Source organism: Clostridium sp. MF28 (assembly GCF_002969175.1).
In the GTDB taxonomy this organism is placed as follows: domain Bacteria; phylum Bacillota; class Clostridia; order Clostridiales; family Clostridiaceae; genus Clostridium; species Clostridium beijerinckii.
In genome coordinates, this window is the sequence record NZ_CP014331.1 from 4,949,616 (window position 1) to 4,973,354 (window position 23,739).

At 29.9% G+C, this 23,739-nt stretch carries 24 protein-coding genes; 23 read left to right on the top strand and 1 reads right to left on the bottom strand.

Annotation, left to right across the window (positions count from 1 at the left end; all coding sequences use genetic code 11):
- The first annotated feature begins 51 nt into the window (after nucleotides 1-51).
- Both AXY43_RS21755 and thiI read left to right on the top strand, forming a co-directional pair.
- On the top strand, nucleotides 52-1,200 hold the full coding sequence (locus tag AXY43_RS21755; RefSeq protein ID WP_011968646.1) for a cysteine desulfurase family protein: 1,149 nt from the start codon (nucleotides 52-54) through the stop codon (nucleotides 1,198-1,200).
- Nucleotides 1,200-2,357: a tRNA uracil 4-sulfurtransferase ThiI gene (gene thiI, locus AXY43_RS21760; RefSeq protein WP_011968647.1), complete on the top strand. Its 1,158-nt coding sequence runs from the start codon at nucleotides 1,200-1,202 to the stop codon at nucleotides 2,355-2,357. The genes AXY43_RS21755 and thiI overlap by 1 nt, the downstream gene beginning before the upstream one ends.
- A 66-nt stretch (nucleotides 2,358-2,423) precedes the next feature.
- Here thiI and AXY43_RS21765 read toward each other — a convergent pair whose 3' ends face one another.
- Complete coding sequence (locus AXY43_RS21765) at nucleotides 2,424-3,173, bottom strand: YoaK family protein (protein WP_011968648.1); 750 nt, start codon at nucleotides 3,171-3,173, stop codon at nucleotides 2,424-2,426.
- Between the two features lie 270 nt (nucleotides 3,174-3,443).
- Between AXY43_RS21765 and hisZ the strand changes: the two genes are divergently transcribed.
- From hisZ to AXY43_RS21870, 21 genes are all read left to right on the top strand, one after another.
- Nucleotides 3,444-4,589, top strand: coding sequence for an ATP phosphoribosyltransferase regulatory subunit (gene hisZ, locus AXY43_RS21770; RefSeq protein WP_011968649.1), 1,146 nt, complete (start codon nucleotides 3,444-3,446; stop codon nucleotides 4,587-4,589).
- Between the two features lie 2 nt (nucleotides 4,590-4,591).
- The gene (gene hisG / locus AXY43_RS21775; RefSeq protein WP_011968650.1) at nucleotides 4,592-5,221 is read left to right on the top strand and encodes an ATP phosphoribosyltransferase; all 630 of its coding nucleotides are present in this window, start codon (nucleotides 4,592-4,594) and stop codon (nucleotides 5,219-5,221) included.
- 132 nt (nucleotides 5,222-5,353) lie between these two features.
- Entirely contained in the window at nucleotides 5,354-6,652 is a 1,299-nt protein-coding gene (gene hisD / locus AXY43_RS21780) for a histidinol dehydrogenase (RefSeq protein WP_039772076.1), read from the top strand.
- Complete coding sequence (locus AXY43_RS21785) at nucleotides 6,639-7,679, top strand: pyridoxal phosphate-dependent aminotransferase (protein ID WP_105412143.1); 1,041 nt, start codon at nucleotides 6,639-6,641, stop codon at nucleotides 7,677-7,679. The genes hisD and AXY43_RS21785 overlap by 14 nt, the downstream gene beginning before the upstream one ends.
- A 217-nt stretch (nucleotides 7,680-7,896) precedes the next feature.
- Nucleotides 7,897-8,484 (top strand): imidazoleglycerol-phosphate dehydratase HisB, encoded by a 588-nt coding sequence (gene hisB / locus AXY43_RS21790; protein ID WP_011968653.1) that lies wholly within the window; start codon nucleotides 7,897-7,899, stop codon nucleotides 8,482-8,484.
- 127 nt (nucleotides 8,485-8,611) lie between these two features.
- Nucleotides 8,612-9,232, top strand: a complete 621-nt coding sequence (gene hisH / locus AXY43_RS21795; RefSeq protein WP_023974255.1) for an imidazole glycerol phosphate synthase subunit HisH — start codon at nucleotides 8,612-8,614, stop codon at nucleotides 9,230-9,232.
- Nucleotides 9,229-9,951, top strand: coding sequence for a 1-(5-phosphoribosyl)-5-[(5-phosphoribosylamino)methylideneamino]imidazole-4-carboxamide isomerase (gene hisA, locus AXY43_RS21800; RefSeq protein ID WP_011968655.1), 723 nt, complete (start codon nucleotides 9,229-9,231; stop codon nucleotides 9,949-9,951). The genes hisH and hisA overlap by 4 nt, the downstream gene beginning before the upstream one ends.
- Nucleotides 9,952-9,955: 4 nt before the next feature.
- Nucleotides 9,956-10,717, top strand: a complete 762-nt coding sequence (hisF, locus tag AXY43_RS21805) for an imidazole glycerol phosphate synthase subunit HisF (protein ID WP_011968656.1) — start codon at nucleotides 9,956-9,958, stop codon at nucleotides 10,715-10,717.
- A gap of 57 nt (nucleotides 10,718-10,774) precedes the next feature.
- The gene (hisI, locus tag AXY43_RS21810) at nucleotides 10,775-11,104 is read left to right on the top strand and encodes a phosphoribosyl-AMP cyclohydrolase (RefSeq protein WP_011968657.1); all 330 of its coding nucleotides are present in this window, start codon (nucleotides 10,775-10,777) and stop codon (nucleotides 11,102-11,104) included.
- 31 nt (nucleotides 11,105-11,135) lie between these two features.
- Nucleotides 11,136-11,462, top strand: coding sequence for a phosphoribosyl-ATP diphosphatase (hisE, locus tag AXY43_RS21815; RefSeq protein ID WP_011968658.1), 327 nt, complete (start codon nucleotides 11,136-11,138; stop codon nucleotides 11,460-11,462).
- Between the two features lie 638 nt (nucleotides 11,463-12,100).
- Nucleotides 12,101-12,295 (top strand): hypothetical protein, encoded by a 195-nt coding sequence (locus AXY43_RS21820; RefSeq protein ID WP_017211518.1) that lies wholly within the window; start codon nucleotides 12,101-12,103, stop codon nucleotides 12,293-12,295.
- Nucleotides 12,296-12,424: 129 nt separating this feature from the next.
- The gene (locus AXY43_RS21825; protein ID WP_023974253.1) at nucleotides 12,425-13,240 is read left to right on the top strand and encodes a hypothetical protein; all 816 of its coding nucleotides are present in this window, start codon (nucleotides 12,425-12,427) and stop codon (nucleotides 13,238-13,240) included.
- A 95-nt stretch (nucleotides 13,241-13,335) separates the two neighbouring features.
- Entirely contained in the window at nucleotides 13,336-14,619 is a 1,284-nt protein-coding gene (tig, locus tag AXY43_RS21830; protein WP_039772087.1) for a trigger factor, read from the top strand.
- A gap of 156 nt (nucleotides 14,620-14,775) precedes the next feature.
- Nucleotides 14,776-15,375 (top strand): ATP-dependent Clp endopeptidase proteolytic subunit ClpP, encoded by a 600-nt coding sequence (clpP, locus tag AXY43_RS21835; protein WP_011968661.1) that lies wholly within the window; start codon nucleotides 14,776-14,778, stop codon nucleotides 15,373-15,375.
- A gap of 42 nt (nucleotides 15,376-15,417) precedes the next feature.
- Nucleotides 15,418-16,707: an ATP-dependent Clp protease ATP-binding subunit ClpX gene (gene clpX / locus AXY43_RS21840; protein ID WP_023974252.1), complete on the top strand. Its 1,290-nt coding sequence runs from the start codon at nucleotides 15,418-15,420 to the stop codon at nucleotides 16,705-16,707.
- Between the two features lie 245 nt (nucleotides 16,708-16,952).
- The gene (lonB, locus tag AXY43_RS21845) at nucleotides 16,953-18,629 is read left to right on the top strand and encodes an ATP-dependent protease LonB (RefSeq protein ID WP_077868008.1); all 1,677 of its coding nucleotides are present in this window, start codon (nucleotides 16,953-16,955) and stop codon (nucleotides 18,627-18,629) included.
- Nucleotides 18,630-18,936: 307 nt separating this feature from the next.
- Nucleotides 18,937-21,267 (top strand): endopeptidase La, encoded by a 2,331-nt coding sequence (lon, locus tag AXY43_RS21850; protein WP_105412144.1) that lies wholly within the window; start codon nucleotides 18,937-18,939, stop codon nucleotides 21,265-21,267.
- Nucleotides 21,257-21,853 carry a ribosome biogenesis GTP-binding protein YihA/YsxC gene (gene yihA / locus AXY43_RS21855; RefSeq protein WP_011968665.1) on the top strand — a complete coding sequence of 199 codons (597 nt, stop codon included), beginning with the start codon at nucleotides 21,257-21,259 and terminating at the stop codon, nucleotides 21,851-21,853. Before lon ends, yihA begins: the two co-directional genes overlap by 11 nt.
- A gap of 220 nt (nucleotides 21,854-22,073) precedes the next feature.
- Nucleotides 22,074-22,559: a hypothetical protein gene (locus AXY43_RS21860; RefSeq protein ID WP_011968666.1), complete on the top strand. Its 486-nt coding sequence runs from the start codon at nucleotides 22,074-22,076 to the stop codon at nucleotides 22,557-22,559.
- Between the two features lie 31 nt (nucleotides 22,560-22,590).
- Entirely contained in the window at nucleotides 22,591-22,845 is a 255-nt protein-coding gene (locus AXY43_RS21865) for a hypothetical protein (protein ID WP_011968667.1), read from the top strand.
- A 114-nt stretch (nucleotides 22,846-22,959) separates the two neighbouring features.
- The gene (locus tag AXY43_RS21870) at nucleotides 22,960-23,484 is read left to right on the top strand and encodes a hypothetical protein (RefSeq protein ID WP_023974249.1); all 525 of its coding nucleotides are present in this window, start codon (nucleotides 22,960-22,962) and stop codon (nucleotides 23,482-23,484) included.
- Nucleotides 23,485-23,739: the final 255 nt, after the last annotated feature.

Here is a 23,739-nt window from a genome sequence, read left to right on the forward strand (position 1 = left end):
TTTTATAATTGATCTTTAGACGTTTATAAACTTGAAAGGAAGAAGACTTATATGGAAGTTTATTTTGATAATAGTTCAACAACAAAGCCGCTTGATGAGGTAATAGATGAAGTGAGTTTTGGTATGAAGGAATTTTACGGAAATCCGTCTTCCTTACATAATTTGGGGTTGAAAAGTGAAAGAAAACTTAAAGAATGCAGAGGTATATTAGCTAAAACTATAAACGCAAGTGAAAATGAAATACATTTTACTTCGGGTGGAAGTGAAGGAAATAATTTAGTTCTAAAGGGGCTTTTGAAAAGCGGAACTCATCTTATTACAACTCCTTTTGAACATGCTTCTATTTTGAATACTATAAAGAAATTAGAAGAAAATAATATTAAAGTAACATTTTTAGAGATAAATGAAGATGGTAAGATTAACTTAGAACAGCTAAAAAAAGCTATAACTAAGGAAACTGTATTGGTTTCAATAATGCATGTAAATAATGAAGTTGGAGTAATCCAAGATCTAAAAGAAATAGGAGACATAATAAGAGCAAGTAGCAATAGAACTAAATTTCATGTTGATGCAGTTCAAAGCTATGGTAAATTACCTATAGACGTAAAGAAAATGAATATAGATTTTCTAACAGTGAGTGCTCATAAATTTCATGGACCTAAAGGTGTAGGATTTATATATATAAAAAATACTAGTTCTTTATCACCGTTGATAGAAGGTGGATCTCAAGAGTTTGGAATAAGAGCGGGTACACAAAATATATCTGGAATTATGGGAATGGCTTTAGCTTCTAAGATTTCAAATGATAATATGAAAAAAAATTACGAAAAGGTATTTCAAATAAAGAAAAAATTCGTTGATAAATTAAGTAATATCGATAATATAAAGATAAATAGTCTACTAAATAATGATTTTTCACCTTATATATTGAATGTTTCTTTTAGAGGTGTAAGAGGCGAAGTATTGCTTCATTATTTAGAGGAATCAGGAATATATGTGTCTACAGGATCAGCGTGTTCTTCTAAGGAAAGAGAGAGAATTGGTGGTAGTTATGTGTTAAAATCTTTAGGATTAACTAAGGATGAAATATCAGGAGGAATTAGATTTTCTTTTTCGGATGATAATGATGAATCAGAGATAGATTATGTAGTAGACATTTTAGAAAAAGGACTTAAATTTTTAAGGAGGATAAAAAAATAATGAGAGAACTTATTTTAGTAAAGTACGCACCAGAAATATTTTTAAAGGGGTTAAACAGAGGTAAATTTGAAAGAAAATTAAGAGATAATATAGCTAAAAAACTTGATGGGATAAAAGCTGAATTTATACACGATAGTGGAAGATATTTTATAAAAACTGATGAAATAGAAGAAAGTATTAATAGGATCAGTAAAGTTTTTGGGATACTTGAAGTATGTTTAGTTAGAGAAGTTGACATAGATTTTAATAGTATACAAGAGGTTGCGTTAGAAAAGGTTAGACAATCAGAAGGAAATACTTTTAAGATTATTACAAATAGAGCTAATAAAAAATTTGAATTGAATTCTATGGAAGTTTCAAGGAAAGTAGGAGCATATGTTCTTACTAATTTAGATGGAGAAATAAATGTTGATGTTAAAAATCCAGATATTTTAATAAATATTGAAATAAGAAATAATTATGCTTATGTTTGGGCAAATACTGATATAACAAAGGGCGCAGCAGGTCTTCCGTATGGAATGAATGGTAGTACAATGTTAATGTTATCTGGTGGTATTGATTCCCCAGTGGCAGGATACATGATGGCTAAAAGAGGTGTTGAAGTAAGTTGTGTTTATTATCACAGTCACCCATATACATCGGAAAGAGCAAAGGATAAAGTTAAAGATTTAGCGAAAATATTAGCTCAATATACAGAAAAAATTAATTTGTACATAGTTCCTTTTACAGATATTCAAATGGAAATTATAAATAAATGTAGAGAAGATGAACTTACAATAATAATGAGAAGATTTATGATGAGGATAGCATGTAGACTTGCAGATAAGTATGGAATAAATTCAGTAAGTACGGGAGAAAGTATAGGCCAAGTTGCAAGTCAGACTATGGATGGTCTTATTGTAAGTGATAATTGTGCTGATAGACCAGCATTTAGGCCGTTAATTGCAATGGATAAAACAGATATAATGGAAATAGCAAGAAAAATAGGAACATATGAGACTTCAATTTTGCCTTATGAAGACTGTTGTACAATATTTGTTCCAAAGCATCCGAAGACAAATCCAAAACTTGATGCAATAATGAAAGAAGAAGAAAAATTAAATGTGGATGAATTAGTACAAAAATCAATTGAAAATATTGAAGTTGTAACATTTTAGAAAAATACCTCAGGTTTATTTTACCTGAGGTATTTTTTTATATAATTTAAATATTTTAATGACATTCTAAGTTACACTTGTTATTTGTTCTTTGTTGTTATGATCAAAAATATATTTATCAAAGCTAAATAAGCCTACTGAAATAATTAATATTACTACGGCGAACCAAATTGATTTGCCACCAACGTGTAAAGTTAAGATTCCGCCTAAATAAGCTCCAACAATAAAGAAAAAGATTATAACTAAGTAGCGAATACTTTTGAAAGCAAGTTTTTTATCTTTTTCTATAAATGCTTTATAAGCAGCTTGAGATGCGGAACGCAAATTACCTGTGCACATAGCTGTACTATATGGAGAGTCAATTAGTTTTCCAAAAGATGCGATTTGAACTGATGACACAAATGAAATTGGAACTGTTACAAATATGTTAGGGACTGTAGTTGGTATAAATCCTATAATAAAAAGCACAATAATTTCAATAATTAAAATTATACGTTCCGCATTTGTAGCAAAAGTCATTGATGGAACTTTAATATCTTTTATCCTTTCGGTAAATATCACCCCAAGCACGAATGCTAAAATAGGCAGTAAAGCTGTAATTGCTTGGCCAGGATTTCTCTTCGTAAGAGCTATTCCAAGTAAAACAAGGTTACCAGTCTGAGCATTAGCAAAAACTTCACCTCTGCAGACAAAGGTGTAAGCATCTAAGAAACCTCCAACAATTGCAAGGAGAATACCAAGACGTACTGATTCAGAAGTTTTGGTATGGATGTGCATTTTTTTTATTGCGTTTAAGTGTATATCTTTAGTAATCAATGTAAAAAGTCCCCTTTCAATATATTTCCAGTATTAAAAATACTTTTACAAATAAACTATTATATTATAACACTAATTTCTATATAGTTAAAATTAAGGATATAAGAATATTTAACATATAACTTATAAATAACTATATAAAGGTTTTTGAAATGATTGACATGGTAGAAAAAATAAGTTATCATAAATTAAATGATAATTTAGCACGCTAAACTGATAAAACGATAAAACAATATAGAGATTAAGCAATAAGAATAGGTGGGGTGGAAAATGAATAAGAAGAACATACTTCCAGAAGGAACAAGGGATTTAGTATTAGATGAATGTGCAGTAAAACGTATTTTAGAAAAAGACATTGATAAACTTTTTGAAAAATGGGGATATAAAGAAGTTATAACACCGACGCTGGAGTTTTATGAAACTTTCAACTATAATTCACAAACTTTAAGAGAAGAAGATATGTACAAGTTCTTCGATAATAGGGGTCGTATATTAATTTTGAGGCCAGATATGACAATTCCAATAGCAAGAGTTGTGGAGACTAAGCTCAAAGATGTAGAATTACCAATAAAGCTTAGGTATACCTCGAATGTTTTTAGAGTTCACGCAAGTCTTGGAGGAAAGAGGAATGAATATACAGATTGCGGTGTTGAATTTATAGGACTTGAAGATGAAAAATCTGATTTAGAAATATTAGTATTGGCATTAGAAGCTTTGAAGAAATTAGGATTAAATGATTTTAAGCTTGAAATAGGAAATATCGGTTTTTTTAATGGGGCATTTAAAAATTTAGAAATAGAGCAGGAATATAAAGAGGCTATTGCGCAGTTTATAGAAGATAAAAACATGAAAAGTTTGGAGGATTATTTAGAGAATTTAGATATAAAGGAAGAGTATAAGGCATTTTTTAATAAGTTGCCTTGGATGTTTGGGGATAAACAGATTTTGGAAGAGGCTAAAAAGTTAGCATTTAATGAAGAGTTAAGAAAAAATCTTGATTATCTGGAGGCATTATACCAGGAACTAGATTTGTTGGGCTATGGTAAAAATGTGACATTTGATTTAGGAATGGTTCCGAGACTGAATTATTACACAGGAATTATTTTTAGAGGTTATGGTGAAGGTGTTGGCAATACGTTACTGAGAGGTGGGCGATATGATAATTTAATTGAGCTCTCAGAAAAATGTGTTCCAGCAGTAGGATTTTCGATAGATATTGATGCTGTGATTCCAACTGTAAAGTTCAATAAAATAGCAAGTGAAAAGGAAAATATATATAAGATATACTATAATAAAAATACTAGAATTGAAGCTATTAAAAAAAGTGAAGAGCTTAGGAATCAAGGGTATATCGTTGATTTATTACCAAATGAAGATATGAAAGAAATAAAAGTAGTTAAGGGTGGGGAATATTAAAAATGAGCATAAGCATAGCATTAACAAAGGGAAGATTAGAAGAAGAAACCATAAAGATCTTAGATAAGGCGAAATTTGATCCTTCAGAATTAAAAAGCAAAGGTAGAAAACTTGTGTTTAAAGATAAAACGCAGGATATAAATTATTTTTTGGTAAAGGCAGCAGATTCAATAACTTATGTTGAACATGGGGTAGCTGATCTTGGAGTAGTTGGAAAAGATACTATTTTGGAAAGTGATAACAATTGCTATGAAGTTTTGGATTTGGGATTTGGAAAGTGTGGATTCATAGTAGCATCATTACCAGAAAGTGATATTTTCAAAAAAGTTGGTCATATAAAAATAGGAAGTAAATATCCAAAAGTTGCAAAGGATTATTTTAAAAAGAAAGGGATGGATGTAGAAGTTATAAAAATAGAGGGATCAGTAGAACTTGCACCAATATTAGGCCTATGCGATGGAATTGTGGATATCATGGAAACCGGAACAACTTTAAAGGAAAATGGTTTAGTTGTTATAGATAGGATTTGTGAGATAAGTGCTAGATTGATAGTGAATAAAGCTAGTTTTAAAATGAAGCAGAATGAAATATGGGATTTTATAGATAGGATTAAGAAAGTGATTAATAATTGACAAAATTCGTGAGATGTTGATAAAATTGATTATGATATCTTGAGTAATTAACAAAAAATAATAAATAAAATTTAAAGAGTATTTTTTGTTGTTATTACTTTTTTATCAAGTCAAAGGGGGGCTATTAATTATATGTTAAATTTAATGGAGATTACCGAGAGTAATAAAGAAAGCTTAATTAGTGAACTTAAAGGTAGAGTTACAGAAACGGAACAAGAGATAATCTCAAGTGTAAATAGTATTCTATCAAGAGTGAAAAAAGATGGGGATAAAGCTTTATTTGAACTTACGAAGTCATTTGATAAGGTTGAACTTAAAACTTTAGAAGTATCAACTTTTGAAATTGATGAATGTTTTAATAAAGTGGAGAAAGAGTTCATTGAAGCATTAGAAGAAGCTAAAGCAAATATAAAAGAGTATCACGAAAAACAAAAATCAAATGGATTTTTAATGACAAAAGATAAAGGAGTATACCTAGGGCAGAGAGTATTGCCTTTAGAAAGAGTTGGAGTTTATGTTCCAGGTGGAACTGCTGCTTATCCATCATCAGTGCTTATGAATGTAATACCTGCAAAAGTAGCAGGAGTAGATGAAATTGTTATGGTAACTCCACCAGATAAAAATGGAGGAATTAATCCATATATTGGAGTGGCTGCAAGAATAGCAGGAATTAATAAAATATATAAAGTTGGAGGAGCACAAGCTGTTGCAGCTTTGGCTTATGGAACAGAGAGCATTAAAAAGGTTGATAAAATTGTTGGACCAGGAAATATATTTGTTGCTACTGCAAAGAAATTAGTATTTGGAGAAGTTGATATAGATATGATTGCAGGGCCAAGTGAAATATTAGTTATTGCTGATGAGAAATCTAATCCGTGTTTTGTAGCAGCAGATTTAATGTCACAGGCAGAGCATGATAAATTAGCATCATCAATATTAATCACAACATCAAAAGAATTACACAAGAGAGTTGAGATGGAGTTGGAACGACAAGTAAAGACTCTTGAAAGAGAAGAAATAATAAGAACTTCCCTTGAAAATTTTGGAAGTACAATAATTTGTAGAACAATAGAAGAATGTATTGACATTTCTAATTCTATAGCTCCAGAGCATTTAGAGCTAATGGTAGATGATCCAATGAAATATTTAGGTATGGTTAGAAATGCAGGGTCTGTATTTTTAGGAAGATACTGTCCAGAGCCTATAGGAGATTATTTTGGGGGAACAAATCATGTATTACCTACAAGTGGTACAGCAAGGTTCTTTTCACCGTTATCAGTTGATAGTTTTATAAAAAAATCTTCTTTCATTTATTATTCAGAAGAAGCACTTATGGAAAATGGAGAAAAAATTATAACATTAGCAAGCAAGGAAGGACTTACAGCTCATGCTAATTCTGTGAAAGTGAGATTAGAGAATGGGAACGTATAATGAGTATATAAATTCGTATGATGAGTATACAATAAATCTAGATAGCAATGAAATTTATCTAGAGATGGACCCAAAGATACTAATGAAAATGAAATCTTGCTTAACTAATGTACTTTTCCATAGGTATCCTACAAATGAGATGACTACCATTAAAGAATTATATGCAAATTATGCAAATATAGAGAGCAAAAATATAATTGTAGGAAATGGGTCTGATGAAATGCTTGAACTTGTTGTAAGTAAGGCTATTAAAAATGGAAAGAAGGCATTAACTCTAGGACCAGATTTTACAATGTATGATTTTTTTGTTTCAAGATTTGGTGGAGAATTAAAGAAATATGATATAGGGCAAACTATGAATTTTAATGTTCAGGAATTTATAAATATAGGAAAACAAGAAGCCGTAGATTTAATTATCTTTTCAAATCCTAATAATCCTACTGGAATTGGAATAGAGTTAGAAGATATAGTTAATATTTTAGAAGTTTTTAAAAATACTGTTGTTCTTGTAGATGAGGCTTATTATGAATTCTACGGAAAATCAATGATTCCATATATAAATAAATATAAAAACTTGGTTGTTACAAGAACCTTGTCAAAGGCTTGGGGGCTTGCATCGTTGAGAGTAGGATTTTTGATAGCTCATGAGAGTAATATTTCTGAATTATTAAATTATAAAATTCCATATACAATAAGTTCGTTTTCGCAAAATCTGGCCTCAATGGCTTTGAGATACCCAGAAAATGTTGTTAAAAATGCAAAACAAATAGTTAAACAAAGAGAAGAATTATATGAGAATTTAAAAGAGGTTGAAAAAAATGCCGCAATGAAAATACAATTCTATCCGTCAAAGGGAAACTACATCTTTGGACGAACACCTCATAAGGAAGCTCTTATTAAGGGACTTGAGAGTATTGGGATAATAATTAGAAATTTTAATGATGACAGTTTCAGAATTACAGTTGGTTCACCAATGCAAAATAGGAAAGTAGTTGAAGGAATAAAAAAGATTTTTATATATGTATAAATACTTGGCATGTTTAGGAAAATAATAAGTTGGTATATTGATTTATTTAAAGGGATAATATTTGATTCAATAAAAAATAATTATATCATTTGCATATTATTTTCTTAGATATGCTTGACTATAGAAAGATTATGTTTTATATAGATATTATTAATTTATAGAATTCTTTTGGAAAACTATATTTAAAATACAATTATTCGTTTTAAGGAGAATTAGTATGTCAGATAGAAGCTCAAGAAGAGAAAGAATAACTAAAGAAACTAGTGTTAGAGTAGAAATTGACTTAGATGGAAACGGGAATAGTGAAATAAATACAGGGATTGGATTTCTAGACCACATGTTAACTTTGTTTTCATTTAATAGTAAGGTTAACTTGGATGTGTTTGCTAAAGGAGATTCTTATGTATGTGATCATCATACAATAGAAGATATCGGAATAACATTAGGAGAAGCATTTAAAGAATCACTAGGAGATAAGCATGGCATAAACAGATATGGAACTTTTTATGTACCAATGGATGAAACGCTTGCTTTAGCGTCAATTGATGTGAGCAATAGACCCTTTTTGGTTTTTGATTGTGATTTTAAGAGAGAAAAAGTTGGTGAAATGTCAACTGAAATGGTGGTTGAGTTTTTCAGAGCCTTTGCATTTAATGCTGGAATAACACTTCATTTAAAAGTTTTATATGGTGAAAATGATCATCATAAAATAGAAGCTTTATTTAAAGCTTTTGGAAGAGCAATTAAAGAAGCTATATCTAGAAGTAGTGATAACGATATACCATCTACTAAAGGAAGCTTATAAAAAATTATAAAAGAGAAAAATGAATAATGATGATTATTAGTAAAATATCTGTAAAGCTTGGGGAATAGAGATGCTAACTTATCATTTGTTATTCATTTTGATCTTTATTATAGGAGGGGGTTATATAATGATAGTTATAATAGACTATGGAATGGGAAACTTAAAAAGCGTTAAGAATGCCCTGGATTATCTTGAGATTGAGAATAAGATCTCATGTAGTAAAGATGAAATCAGAGCTGCTGATGCATTAATATTACCAGGCGTTGGAGCATTCCCAGATGCTATGGAAACTATTGAAAAGTTATCTTTAGACAAAATAATATCAGAAGAAGTAAAAAGGAATAAACCGCTTCTTGGAATATGTCTCGGTATGCAATTATTATTTGAAAATGGATTTGAAGGAATTGAAAGAAAAGGGCTCGGCTTATTAAAGGGTAGTATTATTAAAATGAAAGATGATAAAGTTAATAATATAAAGATCCCACATATTGGTTGGAATGATTTGGTGTTTAGTAGAAGCGATGAACTTTTCAGAGGTATAGATGAAGGGGGATTTGTTTATTATGTGCATTCTTATTTTGCACAAGGTTATAATGATGAAGATTTGGTAGCATACAGCGAATATGGGGAAAATAAGATACCAGGTGTAGTTAGGTGCAAAAATGTAATAGGAGCTCAATTTCATCCGGAAAAAAGTGGATCTGTAGGTTTGGCCATTTTAAAAAATTTTGGGGAGTTGATTAAATGATAATTTTACCAGCAATTGATATAATTGATGGCAAGCCAGTAAGATTGTATCAGGGAGATTATAATAAAAAAGAAATTGTTGCAGATGATGTATTTGAAACAGCAAAATCTTTTCAAGATATGGGAGCAGAATATATACATTTAGTAGATTTAGATGGGGCTAAAAGTGGAAGTAATCAAAATCATGAGTTAGTAATTAAAATTGCTAATGAGCTTAATATTCCTGTGGAACTAGGTGGAGGAATAAGATCTTTTGAAACTATTAAATATCTTTTAGATAATGGAGTAGCAAGAGTAATTCTTGGAACTATAGCAATGGAAGATGAAGAGTTACTAAAAAAGGCAATAGCAATATATGATAGCAAAATAGCAGTTGGAATAGACTGTAAAGATGGCAAAGTATATGGAAGGGGATGGCTTGCGGCCAGTGACCTTGACTATATAGAATTTGCTAAAAAGATGGAGAATATTGGTGTTAAGAATATAATAGTAACCGATATTAGTAAAGATGGAACATTAGAAGGACCTAATGTAGAAATGCTTAAAAAACTTAAGAGAACAGTAAGTATTGATATTACAGCTTCTGGTGGAATTAAGGATATTGAAAATATTAAAGAATTAAAAAACATAGACTTATATGGGGCAATAACAGGTAAAGCTATATATGCTAAAACATTGTCTTTAGAAAAAGCAATAGAAATTTCTAAAGAGGGGAGATAACTGGATGCATACTAAGAGAATTATTCCATGCCTTGATGTAAAAGAAGGAAGGGTTGTTAAAGGAATTAATTTTGAGGGATTGGTCGATGTAGGTGATCCTGTTGCACTTGCAGAATATTATAATAAGCAAGGAGCGGATGAATTAGTATTTTTAGATATAACAGCAACTCATGAAAAACGTGGGATAATGGAAAAAGTTGTTCAAAGTGTAGCTGAAAAAATTTTCATCCCATTTACAGTGGGTGGAGGACTTCAGACTTTAGATGATATAAAGTCAATACTTAGAGCAGGAGCAGATAAGGTGAGTTTAAACTCAGCAGCTGTTAGAAATAAAATGCTTATAAAAGAAGGAGCTTTCTATTTTGGAAGTCAGTGTATAGTATTGGCAGCTGATGCAAAGAAAAGATCTGATAATACAGGATGGAATGTTGTAATAAACGGAGGAAGAATTGATACAGGATTGGATCTGCTAAAGTGGATTGAAGAAGCAACAGCGCTTGGAGCAGGAGAAATTCTTTTAACATCTATGGATGCAGATGGAACTAAAAAAGGCTTTGATTTGGAATTAACAAAAGCTGTAAGTGATATAACTAATGTTCCGGTAATAGCTTCAGGTGGATGTGGTTGTTTAGAAGATTTTTATGATGTATTTAAAAGTAATATAGCGGATGCAGCACTTGCCGCTTCTCTTTTTCACTATGGGGAGTTAACTGTTGATGAGGTTAAAAGATATTTACATGATAAAAATGTTTCAGTACGTATATAAGTTTAAGATTATATAAAAAGCAAATAGCTAGTATATATCTGAAGGGAGAAAAATTGTATGGAGATTTGCAAGAGAGTGGAACAAGTTGATTTTGAAAAGATGAATGGATTAATTCCAACTATAGTTCAAGATTATAAAACTAAAGAGGTTTTAATGTTAGCCTATATGTCAAAAGAAAGTTTAAATAAGACATTAGAGGATAATACAACTTGGTTTTACAGTAGAAGTAGGGATGAACTTTGGAATAAAGGAGCAACTTCGGGACATTTTCAGTATGTGAAAGAAATAAAAATAGATTGTGATAATGATACCATTTTGATATTAGCTGAGCAAGTTGGAGCGGCATGCCATACAGGAAATAGAACTTGTTTTTATAGGGATTTGTAATTTATATATGAGAAGCATTGGAGGATTAAAAATGGATGAAAATATAAAGGCTTTATATGAGACTATATTAAAAAGAAAAACAGAAGGTGAAGAGGGATCCTATACGAAGTATCTTTTTGAAAAGGGAACAAACAAGATACTAAAAAAAGTTGGAGAAGAATGCACGGAAGTTATAATTAGTTGTAAAGAAAATAATAAAGAAGAACAGATAAATGAGATTTGTGATCTTACTTATCACTTACTTGTTCTAATGGCTCAAATGAATATTTCAATTGAAGAAGTAGGAGCAGAATTGGAAAAGAGGAGAAATAAAATTAATAATTTTAAAGGTGAAAGAAAACCGATAACAAATGTTTAAATAAGTTCTATTTGTAATTAAGCGGTATTATAAGTATAAAAGTAGGATTGTTTGTCTGAACAATCCTTTTTTTGATGTTAAGATGCGGAAATCTGAATAACATAAGTTTTAGAATTACAAAATTTTAACGGTTGATTGTCAATTATAAGTTGAGTATTATAATATTAGATAAACACAAAGTAAATTTTTTATTAATTATAGGCAAGAATACTTATAATATTAAATATAAAAAAGAAAACCTGTATATATAGTACAGGTTTTCGCATGTCCACTCGAGAAAGGAAATAAATGAACATGTTATTGTGGGTTTATAAAATTTTATGGCGATAAACCATAAAGTGTATGGGCTATTTGTTACAATATTGATAATTTAATTATACAATAATCACAAAAAAAAACAATAATTTTTTATATTATGACAATTAAAATATAAGAGAAATAAGTAAAGTTTATATTGCTAAGTAATGGCTTTTTTATATAGAAAAAATTATAAGAAATTTATAGGTGTATAATATAGATATTATGTAGAAACTAACTTGAATTTAATGTAGATTAAGAATGAAAATATTAAATTAATATATAAATTTAATATTGCAATATATAATTACAAAATAAAATAATATGTGTAGGAGAATGAAATGATTAAAATATATAAAGAAGAATTGTTGAAAAATACCATAGATTATGAAGAGTATTCAGAAAATGTTTGTAAATTAACACTAGAAGAACTTAAAAAAGAAGGGTTATTGGAATGTGGAGGTTGCTGCTTAAAGGGAGAAAATAAAAAAGGTAATTGCTCAAGCTGCAATAGTAAGAACAGTTGTAAAAAATAATATTATTTTTTGATCTAGGATTATATGATTATAAAAATATAAAATATGTTGTAGATTTAAACAAAAGAATAATATATAATGAATTTGTTTATATTATAATACATTAGAAAGATTTGGAGGGGGCCATCTTTGGGAAAGCCAAGTATTTTTAGTAGAGAATATGAAAAAAGGATGAAGCGAAGAAGAAGAAATGCGATAATAATATTTTTGGCAATAATATTAATAACATCTGCGCTATCAATTAAAATAGCGTATAATCCAATAGATTATGAAAATATTAAACAAAATATACAGGCATGGATTGATAGTGATACTAATAATTCTTCAGAACAAACTAAAGCAGAAAAACAAGAAACATCTGATGAGAAAAAAGATGAGGAAGTAGTTCAAGAAGAACCTCAAAAACCGGTGGAAGAATATATAAATATAACTCTAGCGAGTGGAAATGTTGCAAAAGCAATTTATGTAGATGATGCTAATACCGGAAAAGTTTTCAAAACTTTAGATACTAGCGATAATGGTGTTAGTTACAGTATAAGTCCATCTGGTAAGGAAATAATTGTGGAAGATACAAATTCAGTAATTACTCTATATAATTTAGATGGAACAAACAAGGTGATATCAAAAGATCAATATGTATCTACAAGTGGAAGTGTTTTTACTAAAGAATCTACAATTCAATCAAATCCAAAATACTTATGGAATCAGAATCCAAAATTTATTAGTGAAGATAAAATAATATTTGTAACTAATAGGCCATATTTTGGAGGTGGAAATCTTAAAAAGTATCTATGGATGACTGATATTTCAACTAATGAAGATAAGGTTATGTGGGATTTAGCTGGAGCTAATATAGAAATTGGTGAAAAGGAAGAAAAAGGCGTTAAAATTACTGTTGATGGTAGAGTATATTTTATCGATGTAAATGGTAATTATATTCAATAGAGATAATATTAATAAATTATTTGATAAGATTTAAGTGTTTATGGTATAATGACTTAGTTAAATTAGATGCACACTATTTAGGAGGAAAGAATAAAATGAAAGCTAAAGTGGAAAAAATAGAAACAAATGTGATAAAATTAGAAATAAGGGTTGAAGCTGAAAAATTCGATGCAGCGTTAACTAAAGCTTATAATAAGAATAAGGGCAGATATAATATACCTGGATTTAGAAAAGGAAAGGTTCCTATGGCAATGGTTAAAAAGTTCTATGGAGTTGAAGTATTCTATGATGACGCAGTTAATTTTGCTATAGATGAATCATATCCAGAAGCATTAAATGCAGAAAATATTAAACCTGTAGATTACCCACAAGTTGATATAGTGGAATTAGGAGAAGGTAAAGAATTAGTTTATACTGCTACAGTTACTACTTATCCAGAAGTAGAACTTGGAGAGTATAAAGGATTAGATATAAAGAAGCCTATATATAAAGTAGAAGATACTGAAATAGATAAGCAAATTAAAGAAATGCAAGAAAAAAATGCTAGAATAGAAGTTAAAACAGAGGGAAATATAGCTAAAGGGGATATAGCTGTTATTGATTTCAAAGGATACATAGATGGAGTTGCTTTTGAAGGTGGAGAAGGCTCTGATTATTCTTTAGAAATAGGTTCTGGTACTTTCATTGATAATTTTGAAGAACAATTAATCGGTTTAGCAGTTGGGGATAAAAAAGAAGTAAATGTTACTTTCCCAGAAGCTTATGGAAAAGAAGAATTAAACGGAAAACCAGCAATGTTTGAAGTTGAAATTAAGTCAATTAAAGTTAAAGAATTGCCAGAATTAGATGATGAATTTGCTAAAGATGTATCAGCAGTTGACACATTTGCAGAATTAAAAGAAAATCTTGAAAAGACATTAGAAAAAAATAACGATGAAAAGGCAGAAAGAGAATTCGAAGAAGCTGTTATAACTGCAGTAATTGAAAACTCAAAAATGGATATTCCAGAAGTTATGGTAAATAAAGAAATTGATGCCATGATGCAAGATCTTGAAGGAAGATTAAAATATCAAGGTTTAAGCTTAGAACAATATATGGAATTCACAGGAAATACAACTGAAAAAATGAGAGACTTTATGAAAGAAAATGCAGAAAGAAAAGTTAAAGCTGATTTAGTTCTTGAAGCTATTGCAAAAACAGAAGAAATTAAAGCAACTGAAGAAGAGTTAAACGCAAGAGCTTTAGAATTAGGAAAGATTTATGGACCAAAAGATCCAGAAAAAATGGCTAAAATCTTAGTTAAGTCTCAAAGAAACATGATTGAAAAAGACATAATATTAGAAAATACTTTAAAATTCTTAAAAGAAAATTGCAAATAATTTATTTTAATATATAATATAAAATAAGGATGCTAATTATAAATTGCCAGAAAAAAAATTTTTTTCTGGCAATTTATTCAAATAATAATTAACAAAGTAATAAAAAAAATATATAATTAGAATTAGAAAAAGTATAATAGTAAAAGGAGGATTTATATGGCTTTAGTACCTATGGTTGTAGAACAAACAAGTAGAGGAGAACGTTCCTATGATATATTTTCAAGATTATTAAAAGAAAGAATAATCATGTTAAGTGGAGAAGTGAATGATGATAGCGCTAATTTAATAGTAGCACAATTATTATTTTTAGAAAGTGAAGATCCAGATAAAGATATATATATATATATAAATAGTCCAGGAGGATCAATAACAGCTGGAAATGCTATATATGATACTATGCAATATATTAAGTGTGACGTATCAACAATATGTATAGGGATGGCAGCTTCAATGGGAGCATTTTTACTTTCTTCTGGAACAAAAGGAAAGAGATTTGCACTTCCAAACGCTGAAGTTATGATACATCAACCACTAGGCGGTTTTCAAGGTCAAGCAACAGATTTTGAAATACATGCTAAAAGAATATTAAAGATGAAAGAAACTTTAAATAGAATTTTAAGTGAAAATACTGGTAAGCCTTTAGAAACAATTAAAGCAGATGTAGAAAGAGATAACTTCATGTCTGCAGAAGAAGCTAAAGCTTATGGGTTAGTTGATGAAGTAATAACTACGCATAAAATAGGAAAAGATAAATAAGATTGAATTTTCAATTTATACGTTTTTAAGTGAGGTGAATGTATGGCTAAATATGATGAAAAGAAGCAGTTAAAGTGTTCTTTCTGCGGCAAAACTCAAGAACAAGTAAAAAGATTAATTGCAGGTCCGGGAGTATATATTTGTGATGAATGTATTGATTTATGTTCTGAAATTATAGCAGATGAATTCCAAGAAACTGTTGATTTTGACCCTAAAAGTGTACCAAAGCCAAATGAGATTAAAGAATACTTAGATTCTTATGTCATTGGGCAAGAAAGAGCAAAAAAATCTTTAGCAGTAGCAGTTTATAATCATTATAAAAGAATTAATACTAATAAAGAAGATATTGATGTTGAATTATCAAAAAGTAACATTTTACTACTAGGGCCAACTGGTTCAGGTAAAACACTACTTGCTCAAACATTAGCAAGATTTTTAAATGTACCTTTTGCAATTGCTGATGCTACAACATTAACAGAAGCTGGATATGTTGGAGAAGATGTAGAAAATATTCTTCTTAAACTAATACAGAATGCAGATTATGATGTAGAAAAAGCTGAAAGAGGCATTATTTATATAGACGAAATAGATAAAATTGCTAGAAAATCAGAAAATCCATCTATTACTCGTGATGTATCAGGTGAAGGTGTTCAACAAGCATTGTTAAAGATACTAGAAGGAACTGTTGCATCTGTTCCTCCACAAGGTGGAAGAAAGCATCCTCATCAAGAGTTTATCCAAATAAATACTTCTAATATATTATTTATTTGTGGTGGAGCTTTTGATGGTGTTGATAAGATAATAGAAAATAGAACAAGAAAGAGTTCTATGGGATTTGGAGCACAAATTCAAGCTAAACATGAAAAGGATGTTGGAAGCTTACTAAAAGAAATTATGCCAGCAGACTTATTAAAGTTTGGGTTAATTCCTGAATTTGTTGGAAGACTTCCAATACTAGTTACTTTAGAGTCTTTAGATAAAGAAGCTTTAATTCAAATTTTAACTAAACCTAAAAATGCTCTTGTAAAGCAATATAAGAAATTATTCGAGCTAGATGATGTTAAGTTAGAGTTTGACGAAGAGTCATTAATCGCAATAGCAGAAGAAGCGATTAGCAGACAGACTGGTGCCAGAGGTTTAAGAGCTATTATTGAAGATATAATGAATGAAATAATGTATGAGATACCTTCTGATAATAGAATAACTAATGTTATAATAACTGAAGAGGCTATCAAAGAGAAAAAGCAGCCTAGAATTGAAAGATTGGAAGAGGGAAAGATTAGACCTACTTTAGTAAAAGCTAGGACTAAGAAAGATATTGAATCAGCTTAATATTAGCGAGAATAATAAGTCAGTATATATTTTTTTATATATACTGACTTATTTAGCGTTTTTACAAGTTTTTAGTATTTTAAATATTGGATTGTTTTTATTTATATTTCAAAATCAAGAATATATTTGTAATAATAAGCAAATAATACTAATAATAAAAATTGAAGGAGGCAAAGTATATTTACTTTAGTAATAATAAGGAAATAAAATGTATATATTAGTAAAGGTAAGTATATTTAAAGATTATGACAAATATATTAATGATTTTGCAAATTATAGTTCTAATTCTCATGGTTTATGTTATGTGTAATGCAATAAGTAAACCACAAAAAAATAGGGAGATAATAATTGATAGGGAAAATACTAAGGAATTAAATAATCTAAATAGATTAAGACAAATAAGTTTGTCTAAGCCACTTACTGAAAAAAGTAGACCATCTAGTTTTGATGAGGTAATAGGGCAAGAAAAAGGGATTAAAGCATTAAAGGCAGCTCTTTGCGGGCCGAATCCTCAACATGTTATAATTTACGGACCACCAGGGGTTGGAAAGACAGCAGCAGCTAGATTGGTGTTGGAGGAAGCTAGAAAATCCAAACTATCGCCATTTACAGAAAAGTCAAAATTTGTTGAGTTAGATGCAACCACATTGAGATTTGATGAGAGAGGAATAGCAGATCCACTAATAGGTTCAGTGCATGATCCGATTTATCAAGGCGCTGGTTCTTTAGGTATAGCTGGAATTCCACAACCAAAGGCAGGAGCTGTTACAAAAGCTCATGGGGGTGTATTATTTTTAGATGAGATTGGAGAGCTTCATCCAATTGAGTTAAATAAGTTATTGAAGGTATTAGAAGATAGAAAAGTGTTTTTAGATAGCTCATACTATAGTTCAGAAGATACTAATATGCCTAAGTACATAAAGGAAGTATTTGATAATGGGCTTCCTGCTGATTTTAGATTAATAGGAGCAACAACAAGAGCGCCACATGAAATCATACCAGCTATAAGATCAAGATGCGTTGAAATCTTTTTTAGGGCATTATTGCCTGAAGAAATAGAGAAAATAGCTGAAAATTGTGTTAATAAAGTTGGATTGCAAATTTCAAAAGATGGTGTTGAAGAAGTAAGTAAATATTGCACAAATGGTAGAGAAGTAATAAATTTGATTCAGTTGGCATCTGGAATTGCTATTAATGAAGATAGAAGTGAGATTACATTAGATGATATTAAATGGGTATTAGAGAATGGACAGTATAACAAAATAATTTCAAATAAGATACCATCTCAATCTAGAGTTGGGGTTGTTAATGGATTAGCAGTATATGGAGCAAACATTGGAATGTTAATGCCGCTTGAAGTTAGTTGTAAGAAAGTTACAGGTAGAAGAGGGGAACTTAAAATAACTGGAATAGTTGAAGAGGAAGAGATAACTAATAACAATAAAAAAATAAAAATGAAAAGCACTGCTTTTGCATCTGTTCAAAATGTGCTTACAGTATTGGATAATTTATTCGATTTATTAACTGATAGATATGATATACATGTAAATATATCAGGAGGAATTCCAGTTGATGGCCCATCAGCTGGTATAAGTATTGCGACAGCGATCTATAGCGCTATAACTAAGCAGAAAATAAACAGGTTTGTTGCTATGACTGGAGAAATAAGCATATTAGGATCTGTAAAAGCGATAGGAGGAGTGAAGGCCAAAATATCTGCAGCCTTTAAAGCTGGTGCAAAAAAAGTTATAATTCCACAAGAAAACTATGATGAATCACTACATGAAATATGTGAAATAGAAATAATTCCTGTAACAAATTTTAAAGAGGTAATTAAGTTGGCTATAGAAGAAGATATAATTAATGAAAGCGAGCGAGAAATATTATCAGCTGAAGGCAATAACATTTTGAATAACTTGTAAAGTTATATTTTTAATTAGTACAGTAAAATATGAATAAATCTTAATATTTTTACACTTTTTCTTTTAAAATTAATATATTATGTTATAATAGATAAACTAAAGAGTATTTATAGTAGTGTATATGCTGTTTGATTAAACAAAATTATTATAAGTTTACAAAGCAAGTGACTAGGTATACTTGTTTTGTAAACTCTACAATATATAATGAGTTTTTTATTTTTAGAATCATTGAAAAAAATATTTATTATGTGTATACTAGATAAGTCAAAATAAATAATGTAATTAAGATATGGGGGGAAATAGTACTATGAAAAAGCTATATACGATTCCGCTAATTCCTTTAAGAGGATTGACTGTTTTTCCTAGTGTGGTTGTACATTTTGATGTGGGAAGAGAAAAATCCATAGCAGCTATTGAACAAGCTATGTTAGATGAACAAGAAGTTTTTCTTGTAGGGCAAAAAGATTCAATGATAGAAGAACCTAATCAAGATGAAATATATTCGATTGGAACCATATGTAAAATAAAGCAAATCTTAAAGATGTCTGATAATACTATTAGAGTTCTTGTGGAAGGCCAAGAAAGAGGTAAAATAGTTAGATATATAGAGGAAGAAGAAAGTTATATAAAAGTTTCAGTAAAAAAATTAGATGATAAAGTGGTTAAGAATGAGGAATTAGACGCCTATATTAAATTCTTGGATAAAGAATTTATGAAACTACTTAAGTTAAGTGAAGATAATTTTGGAGAAGCAGTTAAATCAATAGATTCACTTGAAAAACCAAGTCAGTTTGTAGACATGGTAGCTTCTTATGCAATAACTGATGAAAAGCTTAAACAAGAAATTTTGGAAATAGTAGATATAACCAAGAGAGTAGAGAAAGTACTAGAAAGAATTAAAATAGAGATTTCTATAGCAAAAATCCAAAAAAAGATTGCTAATAAAGTAAAGAATACAGTTGCAAAAGAGCAGAAGGAATTTTATCTAAGAGAGCAATTGCGCGCAATTCAAGAAGAATTGGGTGAAGATGATGAGGACAAGAAAGAAATAGCTAAGTATGAAGAAAAAATCAAGAAAGCTAAACTTCCTAATGAAGTTAAAGAAAAGGTTAATTACGAGTTATCAAGACTTAAAAGTATGAGTCCTACGTCATCAGAAGGCAATGTTGTAAAGGCATATTTAGACTGGGTATTGGATATCCCTTGGGGTAAGAATACAAAGGAAAATATTGATGTTACTAAAGCAAGAGAAGTTTTAGATAATGAGCACTATGGATTGGAAGACGTTAAAGATAGAATTATAGAGTATTTAGCAGTAAAACAATTCAGTAAGTCCCAAAAAGGACCTATTCTTTGTTTAGTTGGCCCTCCGGGTGTGGGAAAGACATCTATAGCAAAATCTATAGCTAATGCCATTAATAGAAAATATACAAGAATATCCGTAGGTGGAATGAAGGATGAAGCTGAAATAAGAGGTCATAGAAAGACATATGTTGGTGCAATTCCAGGTAGAATAGTCTATGCAATGAAAGAGGCAAAATCTATGAATCCATTAATGCTTTTTGATGAGATAGATAAAATTAGTTCGAGCTATAAAGGTGATCCATCTGATGCATTATTAGAAATATTAGATAGTGAGCAAAACAAAGATTTTAGAGATAGTTATTTAGAAGTACCAATGGATTTGTCTAAGGTTATGTTTATAGCAACAGCAAATTCTTTAGAAACAATACCAAGGCCGCTTTTAGATAGAATGGAAGTTATTGAAGTATCGGGATATACGTATGAAGAAAAATTCAATATAGCTAAAAATCACCTTATCCCTAAGATATTTAAAGAACTTGATATTCCGCAAGATAAAATTGATATAGAAGACGATTCTATTAGAATGGTTATCGAGGGATATACAAGAGAATCAGGAGTTCGTGGATTAGAAAGAAAATTAAGTTCTTTAATAAGAAAAGTATTAGCAGAAATGTTAAAAAGAGAACAAAAGGAATTCCTAATTAATAATGAAAGTGTTGAAAAATTATTAGGTAAGAAGACGTTTGATTTTGATCAAATTGATAAGGTGGACAAGGTTGGAGTAGTTACAGGAATGGCATGGACTGCATATGGAGGCGATACGCTTCCAATAGAAGCTATGGTTATGACTGGATCAGGAAAACTTGAACTTACAGGTAAGCTTGGAGATGTTATGCAAGAGTCGGCAAGGACAGCCTACAGTTATGTTAGAGCTAATGCAATTAAGTTTGGGATAAATGAAACTTTTTATAAAGAAAAGGATATTCACATTCATGCACCAGAAGGTGCAGTGCCTAAGGATGGTCCGTCGGCAGGCGTGACTATGGTAACTGCACTTGTATCAGCACTATCCGGCAAGAAGGTTAAGCATAATGTAGCAATGACAGGTGAAGTTACATTAACAGGAAGAGTGCTTCCGATTGGTGGGCTAAAGGAAAAATCTTTAGCAGCATTTAGAGCAGGAGTAGATACTATAATAATTCCTAAAGAAAATGAGAAAGATATAGATAAGATACCAAATTCGATTAGAAATAGCTTGAATATTATTTCTGCTAAAGAAGTTAATGAGGTATTGAAAAATGCACTAATTGGAGAGGATACTAATGAGAATTAAGAAATCAGATTTTATTACGTCAGCAGTAAAGAAGAATCAATATCCCATAGATAATAGAGTGGAAGTTGCATTTGTTGGAAGATCTAATGTAGGAAAGAGTTCGCTGATAAATTCATTAACCAATAGAAAAAAACTTGCAAAGGTTAGTCAGACTCCAGGAAAAACTAGATTAGTTAACTTTTTTCTTATAAATGATGATTTTTATTTAGTTGATTTGCCTGGATATGGATATGCAAAAGTTTCGAAGGCGGAGAAGGATAGCTGGGGGAAAACTGTTGAAATGTATTTGACTGGTAGAGAACAGCTAAAAAGAGTTGTCTTGCTTGTAGATTCTAGGCATAAGCCAACAGGTGATGATATAATTATGCATGAATGGATAAAACATTTTGGTTATGACGTTATAGTAGTTGCTACAAAGAGCGATAAACTTACACGGAATGAATTAAAGAAAAATGAGAAAGTTATAAAAGAAACACTCAAATTAAATTCAGATGACAAATTATATTTTTTCTCATCATTAAATAAAGATGGGAAAGATGAACTAATAGATAATCTTTTCTTAGAATTTGCGACAGATTTAGATTAGTAAAATATTTATATAAATTTTTATATAATAGTAAACAAATAACCTCTTACAGATATAATATTTGTAAGAGGTTATTTCTATTTAAGTAATGACATTATTTATTAAAATAGCTGATAAAAAATTTAAATAATTATAAGTTATAAAAAATAGTGTCAAAAATTTTAGGTAGGAATAATATATAGTATAAAAAAGAAAAAAATATTTCCAAGGAGGAATAAAAATGGAGATGAATGATATCCTAAATGGTTTAAATTCATGTGATGATGATTGTTCAGATTCAAGTTCTAACAATTGTGGTTGCGGGCCAAACTTTGGTGGACCAGGAATCGGAGGTTTTCCAGGGGGTATAGGAGGCTGTGGACAAGGATTCAATAATGGTGGTTGCGGATTTAACAGCTGGATTTGGATTTTATTAATATTATTCTATTGTGGCTGTGGAAGAAATAATTTAGGAAGAGGTAATGTAGGAAGTGATTGCTGCTGTGAGAAAAAGTGCGATTGCTGCTGTGAAAAGAAAGATTGCTGTTGCAACAAAGGCGGAGCTAATAGTGGATTCTTAGGTAGTTGTGCACCATATTTGTTTATATTAGTACTATTATTCCTTTGCAATAATAACAATGGAATAGGCGGAGGATTTAACAATTGTGGATTTGGCGGAGGAGTAAGTCCTTTCGGTAATAATTTTGGTTGTGCTGCTAATTGTTAAGATTCTTAATTTTTAGGAAGGAGAGATAAATATGTCTAAAAGGAAGAATAAATGTTGCTGTGAAAAAAGACACAATGAATGTTGCTGCTATGAGCCAAGATCAAATGCTTCAGATGGTTTATTAGGAAGTGGTTGTACACCAATCATATTTCTATTAATAGCATGCGGATCAGGTTTATTAAACTGTAACAAATCATATTTAATTATTTTACTATTTATATTATGTGGTGGATGCTTCTCTAATCTTTTAGGAGGCGGACGAGGAGAAAGTAATTGCTGCTGCTAGGATAGTGGATAGAGGGCTTTAATGGCCCTCTAAAAAAATGCATAAAAACATAAACATTTTTAGAATGATATACATATATTAAAAAGAGACAATTTTAAGTGAGAGGATTTTAAAATGGCTAAGCATAAACATAGAGAACAAGATCAAACATCAAATGATACTAGTTCTAATATTAATGATAATGCTAGAAATGCACCTTTCGGAATTGATCCTATGCAGTTAATGGGATTACTAGGTGGAAATTTTGATATGAATAATATGGGGAATATGTTAGCTTCAATGAATACAAATGGATTTAATTTGGGAAATTTAAATTCAATAGCTCAAATGATGGGGTTAAATTTAGATAATAACTTATTTCAAGGGAATATGAGTGGAAGTCAAAGCAATGTAAATAATAAGAATATGTATTCAAATCATAAAGAATATTCTAGCAATACGAATCCTAAAAATTCTGAAAATCTAAATGAAGATAAAGGCGTTAAAAAGAACAATGTTACAACAAATAGAAATATTAAGGATAAGGATGCGAACTTAGAATTTTTAATGGCAATTAGAAGTTATGCTCATCCGGATAGAATAAAGTTTATTGATAGAATCATTGAAGCTTATAAGAATGGAGAACTTAAAGAAGCATAAAAAAATAAAAATTATTTTTTGAATTGTGTATACAAAAAGAAATCATGTCAATAATATTAATGTAATAGAGAAAGTATTCTCTTACAAACTTAATGGATTATTAAGTAAGACTTGATTTAGAGAGGTATTTACATCTAAAATCTAGTTAAGCTTATCCAGAAGTTTAATGCCGTTTGGTTAACATTTAAAGAGTTTGATGTGTTAATGGCAGTTCAACTATCGGATAAATTTTTTACTTCATTAAGTAACCCCTCA